General features: G+C 43.0%; 23 protein-coding genes and 1 pseudogene. 16 read left to right on the top strand and 8 right to left on the bottom strand.

Annotated features, from left to right (window positions below):
- The first annotated feature begins 105 nt into the window (after nucleotides 1-105).
- The 4 genes from proB (at nucleotide 106) to gltX (ending at nucleotide 4297) form a co-directional block, all read left to right on the top strand.
- Nucleotides 106-1224, top strand: a complete 1119-nt coding sequence (gene proB / locus MHN81_RS04445; RefSeq protein WP_023397387.1) for a glutamate 5-kinase — start codon at nucleotides 106-108, stop codon at nucleotides 1222-1224.
- A 48-nt stretch (nucleotides 1225-1272) separates the two neighbouring features.
- Nucleotides 1273-2226, top strand: coding sequence for a GGDEF domain-containing protein (locus MHN81_RS04440; RefSeq protein WP_023397388.1), 954 nt, complete (start codon nucleotides 1273-1275; stop codon nucleotides 2224-2226).
- Nucleotides 2227-2350: 124 nt separating this feature from the next.
- The gene (locus MHN81_RS04435; protein WP_023397389.1) at nucleotides 2351-2716 is read left to right on the top strand and encodes a glutaredoxin; all 366 of its coding nucleotides are present in this window, start codon (nucleotides 2351-2353) and stop codon (nucleotides 2714-2716) included.
- A 93-nt stretch (nucleotides 2717-2809) separates the two neighbouring features.
- Nucleotides 2810-4297, top strand: a complete 1488-nt coding sequence (gene gltX / locus MHN81_RS04430) for a glutamate--tRNA ligase (RefSeq protein WP_023397390.1) — start codon at nucleotides 2810-2812, stop codon at nucleotides 4295-4297.
- 23 nt (nucleotides 4298-4320) lie between these two features.
- On the opposite strand, the gene MHN81_RS04425 is transcribed toward gltX, so the two are convergent.
- From MHN81_RS04425 to MHN81_RS04415, 3 genes are all read right to left on the bottom strand, one after another.
- Nucleotides 4321-4767, bottom strand: coding sequence for a MarR family transcriptional regulator (locus tag MHN81_RS04425; RefSeq protein ID WP_023397391.1), 447 nt, complete (start codon nucleotides 4765-4767; stop codon nucleotides 4321-4323).
- Nucleotides 4767-5246, bottom strand: a complete 480-nt coding sequence (locus tag MHN81_RS04420) for a glutathione peroxidase (RefSeq protein WP_023397392.1) — start codon at nucleotides 5244-5246, stop codon at nucleotides 4767-4769. Before MHN81_RS04420 ends, MHN81_RS04425 begins: the two co-directional genes overlap by 1 nt.
- A gap of 74 nt (nucleotides 5247-5320) precedes the next feature.
- Nucleotides 5321-6184 (bottom strand): LysR family transcriptional regulator, encoded by an 864-nt coding sequence (locus tag MHN81_RS04415; protein ID WP_239425102.1) that lies wholly within the window; start codon nucleotides 6182-6184, stop codon nucleotides 5321-5323.
- A gap of 152 nt (nucleotides 6185-6336) precedes the next feature.
- On the opposite strand from MHN81_RS04415, the gene MHN81_RS04410 reads away from it, so the two are divergent.
- The 3 genes from MHN81_RS04410 (at nucleotide 6337) to MHN81_RS04400 (ending at nucleotide 9196) form a co-directional block, all read left to right on the top strand.
- A complete protein-coding gene (locus MHN81_RS04410; RefSeq protein ID WP_239425101.1) occupies nucleotides 6337-7491 on the top strand; it encodes an iron-containing alcohol dehydrogenase in 1155 nt (384 codons plus the stop codon).
- Nucleotides 7492-7660: 169 nt separating this feature from the next.
- Complete coding sequence (locus tag MHN81_RS04405) at nucleotides 7661-8299, top strand: cytochrome b/b6 domain-containing protein (RefSeq protein ID WP_239425100.1); 639 nt, start codon at nucleotides 7661-7663, stop codon at nucleotides 8297-8299.
- Nucleotides 8300-8500: 201 nt separating this feature from the next.
- Nucleotides 8501-9196, top strand: a complete 696-nt coding sequence (locus MHN81_RS04400) for a DUF3581 family protein (RefSeq protein ID WP_023397396.1) — start codon at nucleotides 8501-8503, stop codon at nucleotides 9194-9196.
- A gap of 14 nt (nucleotides 9197-9210) precedes the next feature.
- Here the strand turns inward: MHN81_RS04400 and argE are convergent, their stop codons facing one another.
- Entirely contained in the window at nucleotides 9211-10389 is a 1179-nt protein-coding gene (gene argE / locus MHN81_RS04395; RefSeq protein ID WP_023397397.1) for an acetylornithine deacetylase, read from the bottom strand.
- A gap of 168 nt (nucleotides 10390-10557) precedes the next feature.
- Between argE and argC the strand changes: the two genes are divergently transcribed.
- From argC to MHN81_RS04360, 7 genes and pseudogenes are all read left to right on the top strand, one after another.
- Nucleotides 10558-11565, top strand: coding sequence for an N-acetyl-gamma-glutamyl-phosphate reductase (gene argC, locus MHN81_RS04390; RefSeq protein WP_239425098.1), 1008 nt, complete (start codon nucleotides 10558-10560; stop codon nucleotides 11563-11565).
- Nucleotides 11562-12350 (top strand): acetylglutamate kinase, encoded by a 789-nt coding sequence (gene argB / locus MHN81_RS04385; protein ID WP_239425096.1) that lies wholly within the window; start codon nucleotides 11562-11564, stop codon nucleotides 12348-12350. The genes argC and argB overlap by 4 nt, the downstream gene beginning before the upstream one ends.
- 8 nt (nucleotides 12351-12358) lie before the next feature.
- Nucleotides 12359-13276 carry an ornithine carbamoyltransferase gene (locus MHN81_RS04380; RefSeq protein WP_239425094.1) on the top strand — a complete coding sequence of 306 codons (918 nt, stop codon included), beginning with the start codon at nucleotides 12359-12361 and terminating at the stop codon, nucleotides 13274-13276.
- Nucleotides 13277-13289: 13 nt separating this feature from the next.
- Nucleotides 13290-14501: an argininosuccinate synthase gene (locus MHN81_RS04375; RefSeq protein ID WP_239425092.1), complete on the top strand. Its 1212-nt coding sequence runs from the start codon at nucleotides 13290-13292 to the stop codon at nucleotides 14499-14501.
- Between the two features lie 24 nt (nucleotides 14502-14525).
- Nucleotides 14526-15890: pseudogene (argH, locus tag MHN81_RS04370) on the top strand (argininosuccinate lyase); the annotation flags it as partial.
- A 528-nt stretch (nucleotides 15891-16418) separates the two neighbouring features.
- Nucleotides 16419-16595: a hypothetical protein gene (locus MHN81_RS04365; RefSeq protein WP_155250705.1), complete on the top strand. Its 177-nt coding sequence runs from the start codon at nucleotides 16419-16421 to the stop codon at nucleotides 16593-16595.
- Between the two features lie 46 nt (nucleotides 16596-16641).
- Nucleotides 16642-17097, top strand: coding sequence for a hypothetical protein (locus tag MHN81_RS04360; protein WP_052027327.1), 456 nt, complete (start codon nucleotides 16642-16644; stop codon nucleotides 17095-17097).
- A gap of 46 nt (nucleotides 17098-17143) precedes the next feature.
- On the opposite strand, the gene MHN81_RS04355 is transcribed toward MHN81_RS04360, so the two are convergent.
- Complete coding sequence (locus MHN81_RS04355; protein WP_239425090.1) at nucleotides 17144-18499, bottom strand: capsule assembly Wzi family protein; 1356 nt, start codon at nucleotides 18497-18499, stop codon at nucleotides 17144-17146.
- On the bottom strand, nucleotides 18496-18978 hold the full coding sequence (coaD, locus tag MHN81_RS04350; RefSeq protein WP_023397406.1) for a pantetheine-phosphate adenylyltransferase: 483 nt from the start codon (nucleotides 18976-18978) through the stop codon (nucleotides 18496-18498). Before coaD ends, MHN81_RS04355 begins: the two co-directional genes overlap by 4 nt.
- A gap of 171 nt (nucleotides 18979-19149) precedes the next feature.
- Between coaD and MHN81_RS04345 the strand changes: the two genes are divergently transcribed.
- Together MHN81_RS04345 and thiI are read left to right on the top strand one after the other, a co-directional pair.
- Nucleotides 19150-19806, top strand: coding sequence for a TetR/AcrR family transcriptional regulator (locus tag MHN81_RS04345; protein ID WP_023397407.1), 657 nt, complete (start codon nucleotides 19150-19152; stop codon nucleotides 19804-19806).
- 180 nt (nucleotides 19807-19986) lie between these two features.
- Nucleotides 19987-21444 carry a tRNA uracil 4-sulfurtransferase ThiI gene (thiI, locus tag MHN81_RS04340; protein ID WP_023397408.1) on the top strand — a complete coding sequence of 486 codons (1458 nt, stop codon included), beginning with the start codon at nucleotides 19987-19989 and terminating at the stop codon, nucleotides 21442-21444.
- Between the two features lie 13 nt (nucleotides 21445-21457).
- On the opposite strand, the gene MHN81_RS04335 is transcribed toward thiI, so the two are convergent.
- Both MHN81_RS04335 and MHN81_RS04330 read right to left on the bottom strand, forming a co-directional pair.
- Nucleotides 21458-22354 (bottom strand): 2-dehydropantoate 2-reductase, encoded by an 897-nt coding sequence (locus MHN81_RS04335; RefSeq protein WP_239425088.1) that lies wholly within the window; start codon nucleotides 22352-22354, stop codon nucleotides 21458-21460.
- Nucleotides 22351-22704: a VanZ family protein gene (locus MHN81_RS04330; RefSeq protein WP_036974981.1), complete on the bottom strand. Its 354-nt coding sequence runs from the start codon at nucleotides 22702-22704 to the stop codon at nucleotides 22351-22353. Before MHN81_RS04330 ends, MHN81_RS04335 begins: the two co-directional genes overlap by 4 nt.
- Between the last annotated feature and the right edge of the window lie 3 nt (nucleotides 22705-22707).

Genomic DNA, 22707 nt, shown 5'->3' with positions numbered 1-22707 from the left:
CCCCACACCTTGAAATAATTTATATTTGTCTGATCGTTTTGTATCCAATTAATTTAGCCCATGATATAAAAATAGCCTTGTATTGGATTTGTGGAAGTAAAATAGATGGCTAGTCGCAAAGTGGTTGTGGTGAAGCTTGGAACTAGCGTGTTAACCGCTGGTGGGACACTGTTGAATAAGCCTCGGTTGGTCGAACTGGCAAGTCAGTGTGTTGAGCTGCGCTCTGCTGGTTGGCAAGTAGTTCTGGTGTCTAGTGGCGCGGTTGCTGCCGGGCGAGCAGCTTTGAACAAAGAAATAGGAAGTTCCATAGCTGAAAAGCAAATGTTAGCAGCAATTGGACAAGGTCAGTTAATACATTTATGGCAAAGTTTATTTTCAATCTATGACATTTCGGTTGCACAGCTATTGTTGACCAGGGCTGATGTGGAGAACAGAGCTCGTTATCTCAATGCCAGAGATACGCTAAATCAACTTCTGAGTCACGATGTGGTGCCAATTATCAATGAAAATGATGCGGTAGCGACGTCTGAGATAAAAGTGGGCGACAACGACAATTTATCCGCGATGGTCGCAATTTTAGCAAATGCCGATAGGTTACTGTTGTTGACTGATCAAGCTGGTTTATTTACTGCCGATCCTAGGCAAAATCCAGATGCGCGTTTAATTGAAACTGTAGATGAAATTGATGAGGATATTATAGCTATAGCGGGTGGCTCAGGTACGACATTAGGTACTGGCGGTATGGCAACCAAGTTGCAGGCGGCTCAAATTGCGCAACGGGCAGGCATTGAAACGGTGATCGCAAAAGGGAGTGAATCCAATGTGATCGTAAACATTCAATCGGGACAGGCGAAAAGCACTAAGTTTATTCGTTTTGATGCGCCGTTGGATGGACGCAAAAAATGGTTGCTATCGGGTCCGAGGTGCAGCGGTGCTTTGATCTGTGATGATGGCGCGGTTGATGCCGTATGTACACAGGGAGCAAGTTTATTGGCTAAGGGTATTACGGATGTAAGTGGGCAATTCTCGAGAGGGGATCTAATTGAACTTAAAAGCTTGCAAGGGCGAGTGATTGCCAAGGGGCTAGTGGCATTTGATCATCAAGAGTTACAACAAATCAAAGGATTGCACAGTGCTCAAATCAGTAAGGCACTCGGTTATCAAACTGCAAACGTGGTTATTCATAGAGACGACCTTGTCTTATTGGAGCACGTTGCAACCTAACATAGAGGGGCTAAGCTATACAATGTGAGAGTATTGGGAGGCTTAAGTGTGGATATATCGCCATGCGGACATGATTTTGCGATTAGCTTACTGCAAATGCGCAGTGAAAATGATCTATACAAACGCATTCAACAAATCCTGACTGAACTACTTCCCAATATTCCTATGGCAATGTATTTGGCGCCAAGTTTATCAGAAAAAGAACGCCTGAAACTATTGACGTTATCATCAGCAGTTTCACCCCCCGACCTCGAATATCTGCTAGCAAGAGCGGAAACCTTAAAACACCAACATATATTGCGCGGAGAAAGCCATCTTTGCATTGTTCTGAGAAATAATAAGGCAGTCATGGGGTTACTGTGGATTGGAGAGAAGCTACCGACAGCGCGCAGTCACTTAATAGCACATTTGATAAACGTGTTTTATCACCAATTAAACACCCTTGCACTGAGCCGTATAGATCCTCTGACTCAGTTGCTCAATCGGCAGACCTTTGATGATAAAGTCATTGAAATCACAACAGGGGAGGGGTTTGTGATTGAGCGTGAGCAACAAGGCGTGAGAAAGTGGTATTTAGCATTATTCGATATTGACCATTTTAAAATAGTCAATGACGATTTTGGTCATGTAATTGGTGATGAAGTTTTACTGCTAGTTGCACAGCAACTTAAGGATAACTTTCGAGCGGAAGACTTTGTCTTTCGATATGGTGGGGAAGAGTTTGCAGTGCTATTCCAGGCACATGACAGAGCTGAAGCTAAGTCATTACTTAACCGTGTTCGCAAGGTCATCGCCAATTTTAATTTTCCTCAGGTACAGCGCTTGACGATTAGCATTGGTTACACAGTTTTGGAAGAGATAGCTCAAGTTTCTGAATTGGTGCATGAAGCCGATTTAGCTTTGTATCACGCCAAGAAACATGGCCGAGATCAGGTGGTCGACTTTGAAGAGTTAGGCATAGCTGGTCAAGCCAAAGCGGACACAGACATCGAACTCTTTTAAAGCGTTTAACGATAATATTGTCGTACTTTTGAACACATAATTAGCCAGCGTTTTTGGGATCTTTTGCGCGTATGTTGTGCAACAATGTGATATTCTAGCCGGAAATTTGATTGGGAGAATATTCATGAAACTGATCCGTTGGTTACTTGGTCGACTTATCTTACTATTTGATTTTATCTTTACACCAAGAAGCAAAAAGCGCTCAACGCAAGCGCAACAACAACTGGACAATATTACGCAAAACCTCAAGCTCTATCAGTTTAAGGCTTGTCCATTTTGTGTCAAAGTCAGACGCGCAGCAAAACGAGAGGGGCTCAAGCTTGAAACTCGTGATGCAAAGGACAATACAACTTACCGTCAAGAACTGCTGGAGCAAGGTGGTAAAGTTAAAGTACCGTGTTTAAGAATTGAAGAACAAGGTCAGGTTACTTGGCTCTATGAATCAAGTGATATTGTGAGCTATTTGCAGCGATTAGAACAACCAGCTTAACTTTCGGTTCTTTATGTTGGCTATTTTCCCTGTATTGAGGCTGTGCTAGCATTCCATTTATTATTTTAAAGTAACAAATTTAAGAGATTTATCATGACAATCCGTACACGTGTTGCGCCTTCTCCAACGGGTGATCCGCATTTAGGAACTGCATATATTGCCTTATTTAACTACTGTTTTGCCAAGCAGCAAGGTGGTGAGTTTGTACTTCGTATTGAAGACACTGATCAGGTTAGAAGCACCCCTGAATCAGAGCAGGCTATTATGGATAGCTTACGTTGGTTGGGCCTTAATTGGGATCATGGTCCGGACGTGGGCGGTGAATTTGGCCCTTATCGTCAATCTGAGCGCACTGAGTTATATCAAAAATTTGCGCATCAGTTGGTAGAAGAAGGCAAAGCATTTTATTGCTTCGCAACAGCAGAAGAGCTTGACCAAATGCGCGAAGAGCAAATGGCTGAAGGCCTTCGCCCTAAGTATGATGGTCGTGGTTTGCGCCTGAGCAAAGAAGAGATCCAAGCCAATTTGGATGCCGGTAAACCCTATGTGATCCGTATGACGATCCCTGAAGAAGGCACATTTAAGTTTAACGATTACCTACGTGGTGAAATTGAAATCCCGTGGGAAAATGTTGATATGCAAGTGCTATTAAAGGCTGATGGTTTCCCAACTTACTTTATGGCCAACGTGGTTGATGATCACCACATGCAGATCAGCCACATTTTCCGCGGTGAAGAGTGGATCAACTCTGCGCCTAAGTTATTAAAGTTGTATCAGGATCTTGGCTGGGAAGCGCCTGTACTGGGTCATTTACCCCTGCTTCGTAACCCAGATAAATCTAAGCTTTCTAAGCGTAAAAACCCAACTTCGATCAATTATTATAAAGAGATGGGCTTCCTACCTGAGGCAGTGCTCAACTATCTTGGTCGCATGGGTTGGTCAATGCCTGATGAGCGTGAAAAGTTTACCTTGGCAGAGATGATCGAACACTTCGATATGAAACGAGTTTCACTTGGTGGGCCTGTTTTTGATGTTGACAAACTAAGCTGGTTAAACGGTTTGTGGATCCGCGAAAATTTGAGCGACGAAGAGCTGATCCAACGTTTTGTTGATTGGAAGTTTAATGCGCAAACACTGGCTAGAGTATTACCAGAAGCAAAAGCACGTATCAATACGCTGTCTGATCTAGTTGACCTTGCTGGCCATTTTGTCGGTGGCATTCCTGATTACGACCCTGCACTACTGACCGCGGGCAAAGCAGATGATGCGGTGATCACACAAGCACTGCAATTCTTTATTTGGGAGCTTGAGAAGCTACGTAGTTGGAATAAATCGGAAATTTTTGCGATTGCGAAAAGTGTCGCAACTTTCCATGAATTGAAGATTAAAGAGTTTTTAGAGCCGATTTTTGTGGCGATCACAGGCAAAACTTCTTCAACATCAGTGGTTGATGCGATGGAGGTACTTGGATCTGACCTTTCTCGTGCTCGTCTACGTGTAGCCCTTAACCACATCGGTGTGTCTAAAAAGCTGGCTAAAAAGCTAGAAAAGGCGTACCGAGAGTACCCAACTATCGGCTAACCGATAATGCATGGCAAGTGGGTTTACTTGCCATGCGGATCTTGAAGCAGTATCAATTGATCTAGTAGCTGTTTAAGCTCAATGATTTTTTCCAACGGCATATCAGTTTGCTTGAGCATTTGTGATGGAATACAAGCGCACTGAGTTTCCAAGCTTTTTCCCTTTTCTGTCAGAAATACATAACATTGCCTTTCGTCTTCAGTGTCTCTTTGGCGTTTTAGTAAGTTTCCTTGCTCTAAACGTTTTAACAGCGGTGTGAGTGTATTACTTTTAAGCTGAGCACGATTGCCAATTTCTTTGACAAGAAGCCCATCTTGTTGCCACAAAATCAGCATTACAATGTATTGTGGGTAAGTTAAATCATACTTTTTTAATAGTGGCTGATAAAGCCTTGTCACGTGTCTAGATGCGGCGTATAGACTGAAACAAAGCTGGTTATCCAAATTGAGTTCAGGAAACTTATCACTCATTAGCTGCTCTGTAATGCCTGTATAATATCTGCTTTAATTTTCTCTGGTTTTGTCGTCGGTGCATAACGTTTAAGAGGTTGCCCATCTTTACCGATAAGGAATTTAGTAAAGTTCCATTTGATATTATTGGTCAACAACCCAGGCAGCGCTGTTTTCAAGTATTGATAGATTGGATGTGCATGTTCACCGTTGACGTCAATCTTTTCCATCATAGTAAAATCTACGCCATAATTGATCAGGCATCCCTGTTGAATATCTGATGCACTGCCAGGCTCTTGCTGTCCAAATTGATTACAGGGAAAGCCAATAATTTCCAGTCCGTCACCATACAGTTCTTGATGAAGCTGCTGCAAGCCTTCATATTGTGGGGTTAATCCGCATTTGCTGGCAGTATTCACGACAAGAACAACTTTACCTTTAAGGTTAGAAAAAGCATATGGTTTGCCTTGCAGTGTATTTGCTGTGAACTCGTAAAACATATTTAATCTCTTATGATTTAATCGTGTGCGATTTAAATGTTAGATCAAATATATTGGACTCGCAAGATTAAAGATCAACTTGTGTGTTTAAGTAAGAAGTCAATCAGCAGCCTAACGCGCAGTGGAATAAGGTCCTTTCGTGGATAAACCAACCAAGTCGCATTGTCCGTAACTTGATGGTCATCTAATAGTGAAATTAGTTCACCATTGACAATACTGCGTTCAGCGATATCTTGCGCAAGGTGAGCGATACCTAGACCAGACTTACAGGCATGTAGGATTGCTTGAGGGTTATTACTGCGCCAGCTTCCCGTTACTTTGATTTCATCGATCCCTTTGTCGCCCAGAAATCGCCAGCGATTTGAGATAGCAATTAAACAGTTATGTTTGGATAAGTCCTGCGGTTTTTCTAGTGGTGGGGCATTTTTTAAATATTCAGGGCTGGCTAGCAGTTTCATATAGCGTGTGCTGAGTTTTCTCGCAATCAGCCGTGAGTCTTGCAGGCGACCAAAGCGAATAGCTAAGTCGAAACCATCTTCTACCAAATCGACGTTGCGGGCATTAAAATCAATATGTACATGCACCTCCGGGTATAGTTTACAAAACTTGGCAATAATGGGAGCAACCCGGTTAGCCATAAAGTCTCCAGCACCGGTTATTTTAATGGGCCCCTTAGGAGTATGTTGAACGCCTTGTAGTTCGTTATTGGCATCGAGTAACTCTTGCTGGATCACTTTTAACTTATTGGCATATGCGAGCCCCTCTTCAGTGAGCTTAATACTGCGCGTCGTTCTTTGTAATAACACTGTACCCAAACGAGTTTCCAGTTGTTGGATTTGGCGGCTAACATGTGATGTCGATACATCAAGTGCGGTGGCTGCCTTGCTAAAGCTACTATGCTCTACAACCGCTAAAAATATATCCAAGCCCTGCCACATCTTTTAATTCTACCTGTGCAATTATCTATCACTATATTAATTGATTATTGCTGTTGTGCAAAAGTGAATTGCGTTATGAATAATGATTTTCTTTGCCCTAGTTATTAGACTGTGTGCGAATTAACAAACCGACCGTCATTGCAGGAGCATGCATGCTGAACTTTAATTTTTACAATCCAACAGAGATTTTTTTTGGTGAAGGCCAAATAAGTCAAGTGACTAACGCAATACCAAAAAGTGCCAAAGTATTAGTTGTTTACGGTGGCGGAAGTATTCATAAAAACGGCATTTACGATCAAGTAAGTGATGCGCTAAGTGACTTTAGCTGGGAGGAGTTTGCCGGTATAGAGCCAAACCCTACTTACCAAACATGCATGCAGGCTGTGGCAAAAATTAAGGCTGAAGGGTTTAACTTTATTCTCGCTGTCGGTGGCGGCTCAGTAATTGATGGTAGCAAGTTTATTGCGGCAGCAGCTGAGTTTAGTGGTGAACCTTGGGATATTTTGAGCAAGGGGGGTGAGGTGAAATCAGCGCTGCCAATAGGTGTGGTGTTAACACTGCCCGCGACGGGATCCGAATCGAACAGCTTCAGCGTTGTATCAAATAGTGATACTCAAGATAAACTGCCGTTTGCCTCAGCTTATGTTCAACCTAAGTTTGCAGTGCTTGACCCACAAGTGATGAAAACATTACCTGTGCGTCAACTGACCAATGGTGTGGTAGATGCGTTTGTTCACACCATGGAGCAGTATTTAACGTATCCAGTTGATGCAAAACTGCAAGATCGTTTCGCAGAAGGGCTACTGATGACGTTAATGGAAGAAGGTCCAAAGCTGGTATCTGACGATGTCGACTATAAAGTACGTGCCAATGTGATGTGGTCAGCGACTATGGCGTTAAATGGTCTAATAGGCGCGGGCGTACCGCAGGATTGGTCGACACATATGATTGGACATGAAATCACTGCCGTATATGGCTTAGACCATGCTCAAACACTTGCCGTGATATTACCGAGAATGATGTTTGCACAGCAACAATCAAAACGCGCCAAAATCCTACAATATGCAGAGCGTGTTTTAGGTCTAGATATATCAGACGAAGAGCTGGCGATAGCATCTGCTATTGAGCTTACGGAGCAATTCTTCCATTCTGTTAATATGAAGACTCGGCTGAGTGACTACGGTGTGGGAGAAGAAGCTGTTGAGGCTATTACCAACCAACTTGAGCGTCATGGGATGACAGCCCTTGGTGAACAGCAATCCGTTACTCTTGACAAGAGCCGTCAGATTATAGCCGCTAGTTTATAATATAGTCAGCTCATATGCGGGCCACATCGGTTGGCCCGTAATTTTTGATAATTTAATTCCTCATTGTTGTCTTGCCACAATAATTTTGCGCTTTATAACGCAAAAGCATCGTTTTTGATTTATTCCTCAGGTAACCTCTGCTGTCACACAATCAATAATAGGGGCAATTATGATTAAAGTGTGGGATGGGTTTATTCGTGGCTTTCACTGGTTGTTAGTGATCGGAATTGCAGTTTTATACGTGTCAGGAGATGAGGGGTGGCTTGATCTCCACTTTGTCACAGGTTATTTATTATTGGCCCTTATGGTGGCAAGAGTGATATGGGGCGTGGTTGGTAGTGACACGGCAAAGCTCAGTGCACTGTGCCATCACCCTAGAGCGATATTTAGAGCGCTCAAAAGTAAAGCACCCCATGTTGGCCACAACCCCGCAGGGAGTTTGATGGTGCTGTTTTTCTTTGTGGTTATTTTTGTACAGCTAATCTCAGGTTTATTAACCTCAGATGATATTCTAATGGATGGACCGCTAGTGCAATATGTTAGCTATGACTGGGTACAGCTGGCTGGAAATATTCATAAAACCAATATCGATATATTGTTACTGGGTATTGTTATCCATATCCTCGCCATTGCAATCTATCGCCTTAAAGGTGTTAAACTGCTACGCACTTTATTGACGGGAAAAATGACAGCATCTGAGCACTCTCCAAAGTTGAGAAATGGGATGTGGGGTTATATTATTTTTGCCGCGCTTGCTGCTACTCTTATCGTTTTTTGGGGCTTAGAGCCGCTGGGTGCCATTCTGTAGTTTTTAGGCTGTGATACGTCTACTTAACTATTGTTGCACTTTGAGGTCAAATTCACGCATCAACTCCACTGAGGCGCAGTCTCATTTCCACAAGACTTGGGTTGAACGTGAAGAGATAGCGTATTTTATCCAGTGATATGACCTCTCTGTGCTTATTTTCTGCTAATATAGCGCGATTTTCATGCAAGAAAGAAGTTAACTATGCTTACACCTTACTATCAACAAGAAACCAATAAACTCGTGATCAGCCGTGAACAAGGTAGCCAATTTGCCAAGCAAGTGGCAGATGACTTTAACCCTTTGCACGATATAGACGCAAAAAAGTTCTGTGTTCCTGGTGATTTACTATTTTCATTGGTACTTGATAAATACGGTGTGAGTGAAAATATGCACTTTACATTTGCTGGGATGGTAGACGAAACCTCTCAATTAGAGTTTCCTGAAGGCAGTGATGCGTTTGATATTATTTCAAATGAAAAAACCATGCTTTCAGTGAAGCGCTCAGGTCAAAGTAAACAATGTGCTCAATTGGTCGAGAGTTTAATCAAGAACTATGTGGCTTTTTCTGGTAAGGCATTCCCACATGTAATCATTCCTTTAATGGGTCAACAAGAGGTAATGATAAACCCGGCACGCCCTATGGTTATCTATGAATCTATGTCGATCCATTTAGATACGCTGGACATTGAAGAAGTGACACTTGAGGCTGCAGATCCTGAGTTTAGCTATGAAGGTAAACGTGGGAAAATCATTTTACGTTTTGAACTGCTCAGCAATGGTGAGAAAGTCGGCTTTGGTGAAAAGCACATGCTAGTTTCTGGCATCAAAGAGTATTGCCAGCAGGCAATTGATGACCTCATCGATTACTACAATGAACGTAAAGTAACATTAAAATAAAAAAGAGCCAGCAATTAGCTGGCTTTTTCTTTATTGAAGCAACACGTTTGGATCAAGTTTAAAATGATCTCTTGGCTTGGTTTGATCTTGTCCATTGCCAAATGCTCATCAGGCTGGTGGGCTTGGGCAATAGAGCCTGGACCCATTACTATGGTTTCACACCCTAGTTGTTGCAAAAAGGGCGCTTCTGTACAGTAATTGACAGCAATAGCTTTTTGTTTTGATAACTTCTCTGCTAGCTTTACGAGTCCCGAATCGGTTCTACCGCTAAACGCGGGAATTGGATCATGAAGATCAATGACATCTACGCTGCCCGGATATTGTTCGTTAATAGGCTTGAGTGCAGTAAGTAACATCTGTTCTAATTCAACAATACTGAGCCCAGGCAGCGGACGAATATCAATGTGCAACTCACAGCAGCCACAAATTCGATTGGCGTTATCCCCGCCATGGATGTGACCTAGGTTTAGAGTTGGATGTGGTACAGCAAAATGCTCAACTGAATATTTATTCTTTAACTCTTCTTTTAATTGCAACACCTGTGTAATCACTTGCTGCATAATTTCAATGGCATTCAACCCTTTTTCCGGATCTGAGCTGTGGCCTGATCGTCCGGTAATACGGATAGCGCTGCTCATATGCCCTTTGTGTGTAAATACTGGCACCATATCGGTTGGTTCACCGATGACGCAATACTTCGGTTTAAGTGAGGTGTGCTGTGCAACTTGTTGAGCGCCCGCCATTGTGGTTTCTTCATCTGCGGTGGCAAGGATCATTAGTGGGGTAGTTTGTTGGCTGTGTTCAAGCTGACGAATGGCATTTAGTACAAATGCGAAAAACCCCTTCATATCAATACTACCAAGGCCAAACAGCTTATTATCTTTTTCTGTTAATTCAAAAGGATCTGAGTTCCATCGTATATCATCGAAAGGCACTGTGTCGGTGTGACCTGCGAGCATCAAACCGCCTTCACTTAAATTTTTATCTAGCGGTTCTCGCCTTGCTAGCAAATTGAACTTGCCGGGGGAGTGAGTCAATTCAGTGATCTCCACCTCAAAGTCCAGCTCTCGGCACCAGTTGGCAAGTTCGTCTATAACTGCTTTATTGCTGAGGTCTAAAGATTTATCGATGGCACTAACCGATGGATTGGCGATCAGCCTTTTATACATATCGAGAAAATTGGGCAAAGACATAATACTCCAAAATATTTATTCAAAGATGTTGCATAAAAATTTATATGTGTTTAGTATGAATATCAATTCATTTTTAAAGAATAATTATCTTAGGGGTGGGCGATGCGAAGAACATTTCATCTATAGCAAGTTTGACTCCCCAATCAATCAACTATAAAAGAGTTATCGATGTTAAATGTTTCTATTATCGGCGCCAGTGGATATAGTGGTGCAGAATTAGCCAAATTACTAGCAAATCATCCTGAATTTAATTTGATTGGCTGCTATGTGTCAGAGCAAAGCTTAGACAAAGGTAAGTTGCTCAGTGACCTTTATCCAGAGCACGCAGGACTGTTGGATATACAATTAGCACCATTAACAGAACAAGCGTTTGTACAGATCGCTGCGCAGTCTGAGTATGTGTGCTTGTGCACAGATCACAAGGTAAGTGTTTCCCTCGCTCCTAAACTGCTCGACCTAGGCCTTAAAGTTTTTGATTTGTCAGGAGGCTTTCGCTTAGCGGATGCGTCTCAATACCAACAGTTTTATGGCTTTGAGCATCCACACCAAGCCTTATTAGATGAAGCCCAATATGGTTTGGCTGAGTGGAATGCTCATGCGATTAAAGATGCTCAGCTGATTGCCGTAGCAGGATGTTATCCAACCGCCGCACTCAACGCACTAAAACCGCTTAAAAATGCGGGTTTATTAACTGATGCGCAAATTATCATCAACGCGGTTTCCGGCGTGACTGGGGCAGGAAGAAAAGCATCTTTGACGACGCATTTTTGCGAAGTCTCCCTCTCACCTTATGGATTATTCAATCATCGCCACGGCCCTGAAATAACGCAATATTTAGGACACCCAGTTTTATTCACACCCCATTTAGGCAATTTCTCACGGGGGATCCTCGAAACTATCTATGTACAGTTGAAAGAGGGAACCACGCCACATGACGTCGAAGCTGCTTTCCAATGTATTGCTGATGAGCCTTTGATCAGACTAAAAGGAGACAAATTGCCGTCTATCAAAGGTGCTGCTAACTCGCCTTATGTTGATATTGGCTGGCAACAACAAGATCAGCAATTGATCGTGGTTGTGGCAATTGACAACCTCCTTAAGGGGGCCGCAGGGCAAGCACTTCAATGTATGAACATTGCCAGTGAATTTACACCGACTTTGGGGTTAAAAGGATGAATAAACTAGCTAAGAAAACCTGGGTTATTAAAATTGGCGGCGCGGTTTTAAATACAGAGCAAGCCGCGCTATCTCTGTTCCAAGTATTGTATGAATTGAGTCAAGAGCAAGACAAGCAATTTGTAGTTGTGCATGGTGGAGGGGCTTTAGTCGACCGCTGGTTAGAAGATGCGGGTTTTGCTACAGCAAAACATCAAGGATTGCGGATCAGCCCAAAAGAGCAGTTACCATACATTGTTGGCGCATTGGCCGGATGTGCAAATAAACAGTTGATGTCTCAAGCCATTGTTGCTGGCTTACAACCCGTTGGAACATGTTTATACGAAGCCGGTTTTTTAGCCAAACAAAAGCTCAAAGCCTTGGGCCAGGTTGGTACCTGCATCGCCGAAGCAGGGCTTGGCTTGCTAGAGAGTCTTTTGGCATTAGGCCGGATCCCTCTAGTCAGCTCGGTAGGTATCGGCCAAGACGGTGGGCTTTACAACATAAATGCAGATGAAGCCGCAGCCGCAATCGCTCAAACGATTGGTGCAGAGTTGGTTTTTATGACCGATGTCGAAGCGGTTTTAGATGCACAAAAACAACCTTTGCATTCGTTGAATGTTGAGCAAATAAATGAACTTATCCAACAGAAGGTTATTGTGGGCGGGATGGAGGTCAAAGTTAAGACCAGTCTTCACGCTGCCCAACACTTACGACGTGGTGTTTATATCTCAAGCTGGCAAAAGCCAGAAAACTTAATCGCCTTATTACAAGGTGAGCATGTCGGAACACAAATTTTACCTTAGGATAGAACATGAATCAGTCATTCATTACGGGCTTAGAACTCGATAAAAATAAACTTTTAGATCTTTTCAATCTAGCCCATCAAATAAAAGCACAACCGCAGGACTTTGCACAGGCATTGGCAGGTCAATCCATTGTTACTTTGTTCGAGAAGCCAAGTCTACGAACTCGCTTATCTTTTGATATTGGAATTAATAAGCTAGGTGGTCATGCGGTTTACTTGGATCAGCAGAACGGAGCAATGGGAAGCCGTGAGTCCATCAAAGATTTTGCATTGAACATTTCGACGTGGGCAGATGGTATTGTCGCTCGCGTAAATCAGCACAGTACACTGTCAACCTTAGCTGAATATGCTGATGTACCTGTGGTAAATAGTTTGTGTGACCTTTATCACCCATGTCAGGCTTTAGCTGATTTTATGACGTTGCAGGAGGTATATGGAGACGTTAGTGGCCTTAAGTTAGCGTACTTGGGAGAGGGGAACAATGTGACACACTCCTTAATGTTATTGGCCGCGAGCTTAGGAACAGACTTTGTTGCGGTATGTCCCAAAGGCCACTCCCCTGATGCACAAATCGTTAAACAGGCTGAGCAAATGGCCGCAGTTAACGGAGCGAGTATTTTGATCAGCGACCGAGTGGAAGCGGCCGCAGGTGCCAATGTGCTGTATACGGATACTTGGGTTTCAATGGGTAGCAATGTATCACTTGAACAAGCAAAAGATACATTTATGCCATACCAAATTAATACGCAGCTGCTAGAACAGACTGGTGCACAGACAGTGTTGCATTGCCAACCTGCACATAGAGAGTATGAAATTACCTCTGAGGTTATGGATGGCAAGCACGCAAAAATTATTCAACAAGCTGAGAACCGGATGCACGCCCAGAATGCGCTACTGGTGACTTTGTTAAACAAACAATATTAGAAAGGTAATGAAAATGAGTGAAGTAAAGAAGGTCGTACTGGCGTATTCTGGCGGTTTGGATACGTCTGCAATCGTACCCTGGTTAAAAGAAAACTACGGCTGCGAAGTGGTCGCCTTCGTCGCCGACGTCGGTCAAGGTGAAGAAGAACTTGCCGGTGTAGAGGAAAAAGCCATAGCCTCGGGTGCCAGTGAGTGCCATGTTGTTGACTTAAAAGAAGAGTTGGTGAGCAATTATATTTACCCAACGCTCCAAACTGGAGCTATCTATGAGGGTACGTACTTGTTGGGGACCTCAATGGCGCGGCCGATTATTGCAAAAGCGCAGGTTGAAGTTGCGCGCAAAGTCGGTGCTGATGCCTTGTCCCATGGATGCACGGGCAAAGGTAATGACCAAGTGCGTTTTGAGTCATGCTTTGCAGCGTTGGCACCTGATCTGAAAGTAATCGCGCCTTGGCGTGAGTGGAGCCTATCAAGTCGTGAGTCACTGCTTGACTACCTTGCGCAAAGAGATATTCCATGTACTGCGTCGGCAACCAAAATTTACAGCCGTGATGCAAATATTTGGCATATTTCTCATGAAGGCGGAGAACTTGAAGATCCTTGGAACCAGCCGAGTGATCAGGTTTGGACGTGGACATCTTCTCCTGAACAAGCGCCAGACTCACCAGAGTTTGTGTCTGTTTTGGTTGAACAGGGGCAAGTTGTGGCAATTAACGGCGAGAGATACAGCCCCTACCAATGCTTAGTAACGTTAAATAAAATTGCTGCAAAGCATGGTGTTGGTCGAGTAGATATCGTCGAGAACCGGCTTGTAGGCATGAAGTCACGAGGTTGTTACGAAACTCCTGGAGGCACAGTGATCATGGCTGCACTGCAAGCGATTGACGAATTGGTGTTAGATAAATCGAGTCGTAAATGGAAAGAAACCTATGCCAGTGAGTTTTCTCATCTGGTTTACGATGGCCGTTGGTTTACACCACTAAAAGACTCTATTTTGGCAGCCGCGAAAGCATTGGCTGAATGTGCAACTGGTGAAGTGGTATTAAAGCTATATAAAGGTCAAGTGGTTGCCGTACAGAAACAGTCGATCAATAGTTTGTATAGTGAAGATTTTGCGACCTTTGGTGAAGATGATGTTTATGATCAATCACATGCGGAAGGTTTTATTCGTCTGTTTTCACTTTCAAGCCGGATTGCGGCATTGAATAAACAAAATCAGTCCTAATTCGCGCACAAGGAGTTATATATTATGGCATTATGGGGTGGGCGCTTTTCAACAGGGCCTGATCAAGCGTTTAAACAATTCAATGACTCACTGCCGTTTGATTATCAGCTGGTTGAACAAGATATCGTCGGTTCAATAGCTTGGGCGGGCGCTTTAAGACAAGTCGAAGTCTTGTCCAGTGATGAGTATGACCAGTTGGTTGCTGGGCTAAATGCGCTGTTGGATGAGTCTTTAGAAAATATGGCCTCGATTGCAAATAGTGGCTTTGAAGACATTCACTCTTTTGTTGAAGCAAAGCTCATTGAGAAGGTCGGGGAGCTTGGCAAAAAGTTGCATACAGGTCGCAGTCGAAATGATCAAGTTGCAACAGATTTTCGCTTGTGGTGTCGTCAAACTGCCGAGCAGATCGTAACTGCGTTAAAGTCATTTCAAGGTGCATTGGTAGAGTTAGCGCAGCGAGAGCTCGGCACGATTTTACCTGGCTACACACATTTGCAACGAGCACAACCTGTGTTGTTTAGCCATTGGTGTATGGCCTACGTAGAAATGTTGAACAGAGACATTTCGCGGTTGAGCGATGCCATTGATCGCTTAAACGAATGTCCTTTGGGGTCTGGCGCACTTGCGGGCACCGCTTACCCTATAGATAGAGAGGAACTGGCACAGCAGCTTGGCTTTCAACGCGCCACTCGAAACAGTTTGGATGCAGTATCAGATAGAGACTTTGTGGTAGAGATATTAAGCTGTGCATCCATATCTATGATGCATTTATCTCGGCTGGCAGAGGATATGATTTTTTACAACAGTGGTGAGTCTGGCTTTATAGAACTGGCAGATAATGTTACTTCTGGTTCGTCTTTAATGCCACAAAAGAAAAACCCCGATGCTTTGGAATTGATCCGGGGTAAGACAGGCCGCGTGTTTGGTGCATTTAGCGCGATGATGATGACTTTGAAAGCGCTTCCTTTGGCATATAACAAAGATATGCAAGAGGACAAAGAGGGGCTGTTTGATGCACTGCCAACTTGGATTGCTTGTATTCATATGGCTGAGTCATGTATTCGCGGTGTAAAAGTGAATGCTGATGCCACGCTTAAAGCCGCACAGGGTGGGCATGCAAATGCCACCGAGCTTGCTGACTATTTGGTAGCGAAAGGGATCCCGTTTCGAGAGGGGCACCATATTGTCGGGCAGCTAGTGCAAGTCGCAATTGCGCAACAAAAGTGCCTAGAGGAGCTTTCTATCGCAGAGTTTCAATCAATTTGTCCACAAATTGATGATGACGTATATCCGCGGCTAGAAATTGCCGCCTGTATTGCCGCTAGACAGGCTTTGGGCGGCACATCATTGCCTCAAGTCCGCACTGCAATACAGCAGTTTAAGTCAAAAGGCTAAATTTTTAGATATCTTCTATTGTAGTGAGGTAGGGTGGCTGCCTCACTAGACTCTTAATCTGTACCCATCATACCTTACACATCTTTGTTGCTATATTTTGATTATTTTAATAATGAAAATTATCAAGCTCTTAACCTAATTTATTTTTATTGAAAAAGTGGCGAGAGGTGTAAAAGCACAGCACCAAATGATTGGCCAAGGTACACTGACGCATCGTACATTTTACATATATTTGGTTAGAGAAAAATTTATAACTTGATACTTTATAACGAGTTATAAATTTTCTCCTCCAGCTCAGAGCCATATGAAAGTGGCAAGAAGTAATATTTGATAATTCGTCATGCAATGATGGAGCTGCAAATTTAAATTGTGCAATTGTTAATCGATTGGTCTTTTTGGTAAAATATTTGTATTTATTTTGAAGGTTTTGGCTTGTTTGTTGCTTATTTACAGTCGCAATTAGTTTTGGCTGTGAAAATTATTGTGTAGGCCGAAATGAATATATTTATTAAAGGGAAAACAATGGCTAATTTAAATATCAAAAATATTGATTCATCGAAAAGTGCTGGTAAAACAAAGACGCTTTCTGTTAATGTGATTAAATCTTTAGCAAGCTTGAAGGCAATATCTGGTGGACGTGCTAGTGGCAATTATCCCAAAAAGCGCTTTCCAACTATCATCGTAGATAATGGCATATGATTACTTCGGATTAAGTATAGGAGCCCTCGTAATTTGGGGCTTTTTTATGGCCAGTTTACTCCATGTATCCTTTTACATACTGGCTGTTAATAAAAATGTGCAAGCCTTGGCGTGTGCGTTCATTCTTGCTGCATCATACAGTCTCAGCGATTTAACGACGTCTGTTAATTTTGAGTCGATCGACTTTGCGATCTACTTTGTCTATGACATAGTTACGTTGGCTATTGTCATAATGTCTCGGCATTTCTTTTACAAATGTGACTCAAGACAGCCATGCTACATTTATTGCACGCTCGGCTTAACGATTAACGCAATGTTATTTCTGGCGATGTTTATTGACTCTCATTTACTTGGCACTGATGAACCATGGGCACTTTGGTACTTCTATTCATCTATGGTCAATATCGTCGACTTGGTGATGGTGGGGGCACTGATCCTCAATAGAGATTTTCTGGGTTTACAACTGATTTCTCGCAAAGTGCTAAATATTAAAACCACATAAAGACGAGGCTGCTACTCCTGCGCGTCATAGCAGCCACTTGCCTTTGTTAGTACTGAAACTCCCAGCTTACTCCGAGGGCATGGTGTGTATCGCTTTGTTGGTCTGTTTCATCCTCCCACATAGTGATACTTGCTTTAAATAACCCTTTTGCTAACGCGTGCTGAAAACCAAGCTCAACCAGTGACCGCTCGGTGTTAATCGCTTCGAAGTCAGTAAGCTTGACTTTACCGTATCCGCCCGCACCTTCAATTTGAAAGTAGTCAAAAGCCACTGTCAAACTTTTAGCTTGAGGGCCGATGGCAGCGCCAAGCCAAAGATCATATTCTTTGTAGTCTGAGCCTTTGCCCAATTGTTGAAAGTTACACTGGAAGCTCGCCGATTGGGCTAAACAATCCGTGGTGGTATCACTGTATTCGACATAGCCTTTAATGCGGTAATCTTTATCGGACCAAAAGCTTTCTATACCGGCGCTAAATAACGCTTCATCTGGCAAAACGCCATTGTCATTGTTTCCGCTGTATTCGCCATAAATTGCAAAAGGTTGCCCACCAAGAATTGAAGAGTACTTGAAGTCAACGCTGGTGATACGCTGCTTTTTAAGCTCAGAGCTGGTGTCCAAATGAGTAAACAAAAAGTCGCTTCCAGTTGTTGCAAAGCCCAGTTCTAGGCCTTGTATGGGAGTCGCAGAAAAGCGTGCACCCCAAAAGTCGCCTTCTTTGTCGACTGGCTTGTGTTTCGCTGCGATAGCAGTGATTTGCCAAGGTCCAATAAAGGATAGAAACTTTGGTCCACTATAATTGGTGTTTGCTCTACTTAAGCGTACCGCTTTCATTGGCGGTGCGTTATTTGACAGCAGCAAGGCCGTTTCATTACCTGGACCCCACCAATAATCTATTCGTTCAGCACTTAGAGACCAATCACCAAGAAGCACTGCAAGGTGGCTGCCGTGGTGATTGACATGCTTTTCATCTAGTGCTTCGTCGGCGTAATTTACCTGTACTCGTGCACTGACATTATTACTGGTAATTTCCCCAAATGTGGTGACGCCAGACTTTTCTCTGCTGTTTTCACCCATACCCGTGTCAGTGTTTGGTTTTTCTCTGAAATGCATTTTTACGCCAGAGTGTGCTTTATTTTTTGCGTGTTGAAGTGCGTGACGAAGATGAGAAACCGCAAAGGCACTTTCTGTGCTTAGAGTCGCTGAATCGATCTGTTTTAGGTCATGTGCAATACCTTGCCATAACAGCGGGTACTGATTGACCGGGCGGTTGATTAGACCATGGCTAACAAGCAAGTCTATAGAGTGTTTAAGCGCGCTGTCTTCGGCTGATATCCAAGGGCCTGCGTGGCTATTTAGTGACAACGTGCATAGACCAATAGCACTGAGGTACCTTAATTTCATTGATGTAATTTCTCCATAAGTGCTGTAGCTACAATTGGGTCTACAAACTCACTGACATCTCCATGGTGAAGTGCCACTTCTTTGACTAGCGTTGATGAGATAAAAGAGTTTCGCTCTGAAGGGGTGAGAAACACACTCTCTAACTGCGGGTATAATCTGCGATTCATATTGGCAAGTTGAAACTCATAGTCAAAGTCTGACACTGCACGGATCCCCCTGATCAAGACGTTTGCATTTTGTGCTTTAGCTAAGTCCACGAGCAATCCCGAAAAGCCAATTACTCTGACATTAGGTATATCGCCAAGTACTTGCTTTGCAAGATCAACCCGTTCTTCCAATGTAAAACAAGGTTTTTTTGTTGGATTATGGGCGATGGCCAGTATAACTGTATCAAACATGTTTGCTGCGCGTTTGATAAGATCAGCGTGTCCATTAGTTAAAGGGTCAAATGTACCAGGGTAGAGAGCTATGACTTTCATGGGATTATTGTAACACTAAAAATTTTTGCTATGTTAGCAAGCTTCTCAAGCAAATTCACTGGTCTGCTTTCAAATTTGCTCATTTAACCTTGTATATGTTTAGTGCTATTTTCAATTAACCAAGTGGCCGCTAAGCCGTTAGTATAATTAAGCGTGTAAAGAGAGTTGGATATGAATACCAAGGAAAAAATAATCCGTACGAGCATAGCCTTGTTTAACCTGCATGGTGAACGAGCGATAACGACCAATCATATTGCCTCTAATATGGGGATAAGCCCCGGTAATTTGTATTATCACTTTAAAAATAAAGAAGATATTATTAGACATATCTTTTCTCTTTACAGTGAGCATTTAAGTACTCACTTCAAGCCGCTGAGTATTGACCATGAACCTTTGGAACAATTGACGCAATACTTAGATTCATTGTTTGAACTGATGTGGCGCTATCACTTTTTCTACGACAACCTGACGGACATTCTGGCACGTGATAAAGGTCTAAAAAAAGACTATATTGAGTTTCAGTCGCAGCTGTTTGAGCAAGTAAAAGCCGTTGTTATCGGCCTGCGCAGTGCCGGTGTGATTGACATCGAGGATTACGATGTTGATGAGCTGGCTCACATGTTAAAAATGGTTGTGAGTTTTTGGACTCCTTATGTCAAAGCGCGTCGGTTGACAGGTGTTTTAGAGCAAAAAGATATCTACAACGGCATTGTTAAAGTATTGATGTTGTTTAAACCCTACGCCACACAGATGAGCAGTGACAAGATTGCTCAGCTGCGTGACTACTATCAGGAGCAAGCGGACACCAGTTTACCGAGCATTGCTTAAATACATTTTTCAATTCAATTTAAGCTGCTGAATTACTTAGCAGCTTAATGTTTCAACTGTAAACAAGTTGCCATTCTGTCTGTTTATTTCCTAGTCTTTAATAAGTTTGCTATAATCCCGCGCCTTAAAATGATTCAACGTTTTGTACGTTTATAGTTTCACACCAGCGAGTAACTTCTTATGCTTAAATTTATCGTCAAGCTGCACCCTGAAATTGTCATCAAAAGTAAGTCGGTGCGTAAGCGTTTCACTAAGATTTTAGAGAAAAATATTAAACTCTTGCTCGGTCGTGTTGATGAAGCAGTCACAGTTAAAAATAACTGGGATAATATCACCGTGGTTAGTCAGTTAAGTGATGACAATACTCGGTTGGCTTTAATTGATGGTTTAAAGCGCGTACCAGGGATCACCTTGTTTCTAGAGGTCCAAGAAGTTACTTTTGAAACGCTAGACGATATTTACCAACACACGCTGCCACTGGTGCGTGAGCAGATAGAACATAAAACGTTTTGTGTGCGTGTCAAACGCCAAGGTAAGCACGACTTTACGTCTAGTGATGTTGAGCGTTACGTCGGTGGTGGTTTGAATCAGAATGTTGAAACGGCTCGCGTTAAATTAACCAGACCTCAAGCGACCGTAAAAATAGAGATTAAAGATCAGTTTGCTTACATTGTGCGAGCTCAGTATCGCGGCCTTGGTGGATTTCCACTACCTACTCAAGAAGATGTTTTATCACTTGTTTCCGGCGGATTTGACTCTGGTGTGGCAACTTATCAAATGATCCGCAAAGGCGCGCGTACACACTTCTTATTCTTTAATTTAGGTGGCGCTGCTCACGAAATTGGTGTGAAGCAGGTAAGCCACTATCTTTGGAAGCAATATAGCTCTACCCATAAGGTGAAATTTATTACTGTCGATTTTGAGCCTGTCGTCGCTGAAATTCTTGAAAATGTTGAAAACAGCCAAATGGGTGTTGTACTTAAGCGTATGATGATGCGTGCGGGCAGTTCAGTGGCACAAAAACTGGGTATTCAAGCGCTGGTAACAGGGGAGAGTATCGGGCAAGTCTCAAGCCAAACTCTTGCCAACTTAAGCGTTATAGATCGAGTGACAGACACCTTGATTTTACGCCCTTTGATCCAAAATGATAAAGAAGAGATCATTCGTATCGCCAGAGAAATAGGCACATGTGAGATGGCTGAAGCAATGCCAGAATACTGTGGCGTTATTTCTAAAAAACCAACTGTTAAAGCGGTACTGGAAAAAATCGAAGCGGAAGAAGCTAATTTTGATTTTGACGTACTTGATACTGTGGTGAGTAACGCGGTTATTAAAGATATTCGCGATATTGAGGCTGAAGCAAAAGAAGAAGTGAAAGAGGCTGAAAGTGTTCAGGAGCTGCCGGAAAATGCTGTGGTAGTGGACATTCGCTCACCTGAAGAAGAAGATGCAGATCCGCTTGAGATAGAGGGAATTGAAGTGATCCATTTACCGTTTTTCCGTCTCGCGACTAAATTCGGTGATCTGCCTCAGGATAAAGATTATTACCTATACTGCAGTAAAGGAGTTATGAGCCAGCTGCAAGCGTTGATTTTGCACGAGAACGGCTTTACTAAGGTAAAAGTGTATAGACCATAATGACAGAGCAGGCTTAAGTCTGCTCTTTTCTTTTTACTTGTTGCCACAAGATTTCGTTTTCTGTGGCTTGGTATCCGTACTTTTTCGCTGTGGTGGCGATATAGCCACATATTGCATCAATTTCAGTTTGGCGTTTTAGCTTAATATCTTGGGCCATAGATGAAGTGTTATGCTGTGTGAGCGCCATGACTTTATACGCTCGCGCTAACTCGGTTGCGAGTTGCAATTCCACCCCCTCACATTGAGCAACAAAGCAGGCTTCATTGAGTAGTTTTAACACTTGTGTTGCATAGGCGGGAGTTTGCAATGCACCGTTTGGACACTCCAATAAGGCCGTCAAAGGGTTGATTGCAATATTCACACATAACTTTTGCCAGCGGACTTCAGCAATATCATTGGTGAGCTCAATGGGTTCAAAGTGTTGCATAAAGTAGTGGTTATATAGTTCTGTAACTTGCCTCTTAGCCTGTACATTACAGGCCCCTAACTGTGTAAGCCCTGGTCCTTTGAATATCACAGTATTATAGTCAGGTTTCATCCCTCCCATTGATGTACTCAAAAAGTAGAGCGCTTGAGTCGGTTGCAAAATACTATTGAAATGGTTGAGGTCGCTCATCCCGTTGTGGCTCAAAATCACATTGGCATCTTGGCTTAGGTGAGGGGAGAGCGCTTCCATGGCCGAAACTAATTGGTAAGCTTTGACTGGGACAATACATGTGTGTATTTTTTCATTGAGGTCCGCCAGTGTAGTCAAATTAACATTTAATCGTGTACGTTGCTTGCCATTGATAAAAAAGAAGTCTTGCTTTGAAGCGGTGCGGGTAATTAAAGTCACACAGTGGTTATGCGACAGTTTTTCAGCGAGTAATAAGCCGACGGCACCACACCCCAAAATGTAAATATCACTCATTGCTCCCCTCGGCGCAGTCTATATTTGCGAAACAGCCAGATGGCTACAAAATAGCTGATGGCGCCCATCACATCGGCAATGAAATCACCGAGTGATGCTTGTCGATATGGTAAGGTAGATTGCATCCATTCAACTGCTGCCCCGTAGCCGATTAAGAGTGTCATATGAAACCAAATTTTGAATCTAAATGCGTGGTGGGAAAAAAACGCTAGCGCGAAAAACACACCAAAATGCACCACTTTGTCTAGGTGCTCAATTCTAACGACATGATTTTTAACTTCTTTTGCAAACAGATAAGTAATGACTATCAAAAATAACAGCAACAGTGTTCGATATACTTGTCTTGTCACATG

This window comes from Pseudoalteromonas sp. Of7M-16 (assembly GCF_022347805.1).
Taxonomy (GTDB): domain Bacteria; phylum Pseudomonadota; class Gammaproteobacteria; order Enterobacterales; family Alteromonadaceae; genus Pseudoalteromonas; species Pseudoalteromonas luteoviolacea_F.
This window is presented reverse-complemented; position numbering and strand designations above follow the sequence as displayed.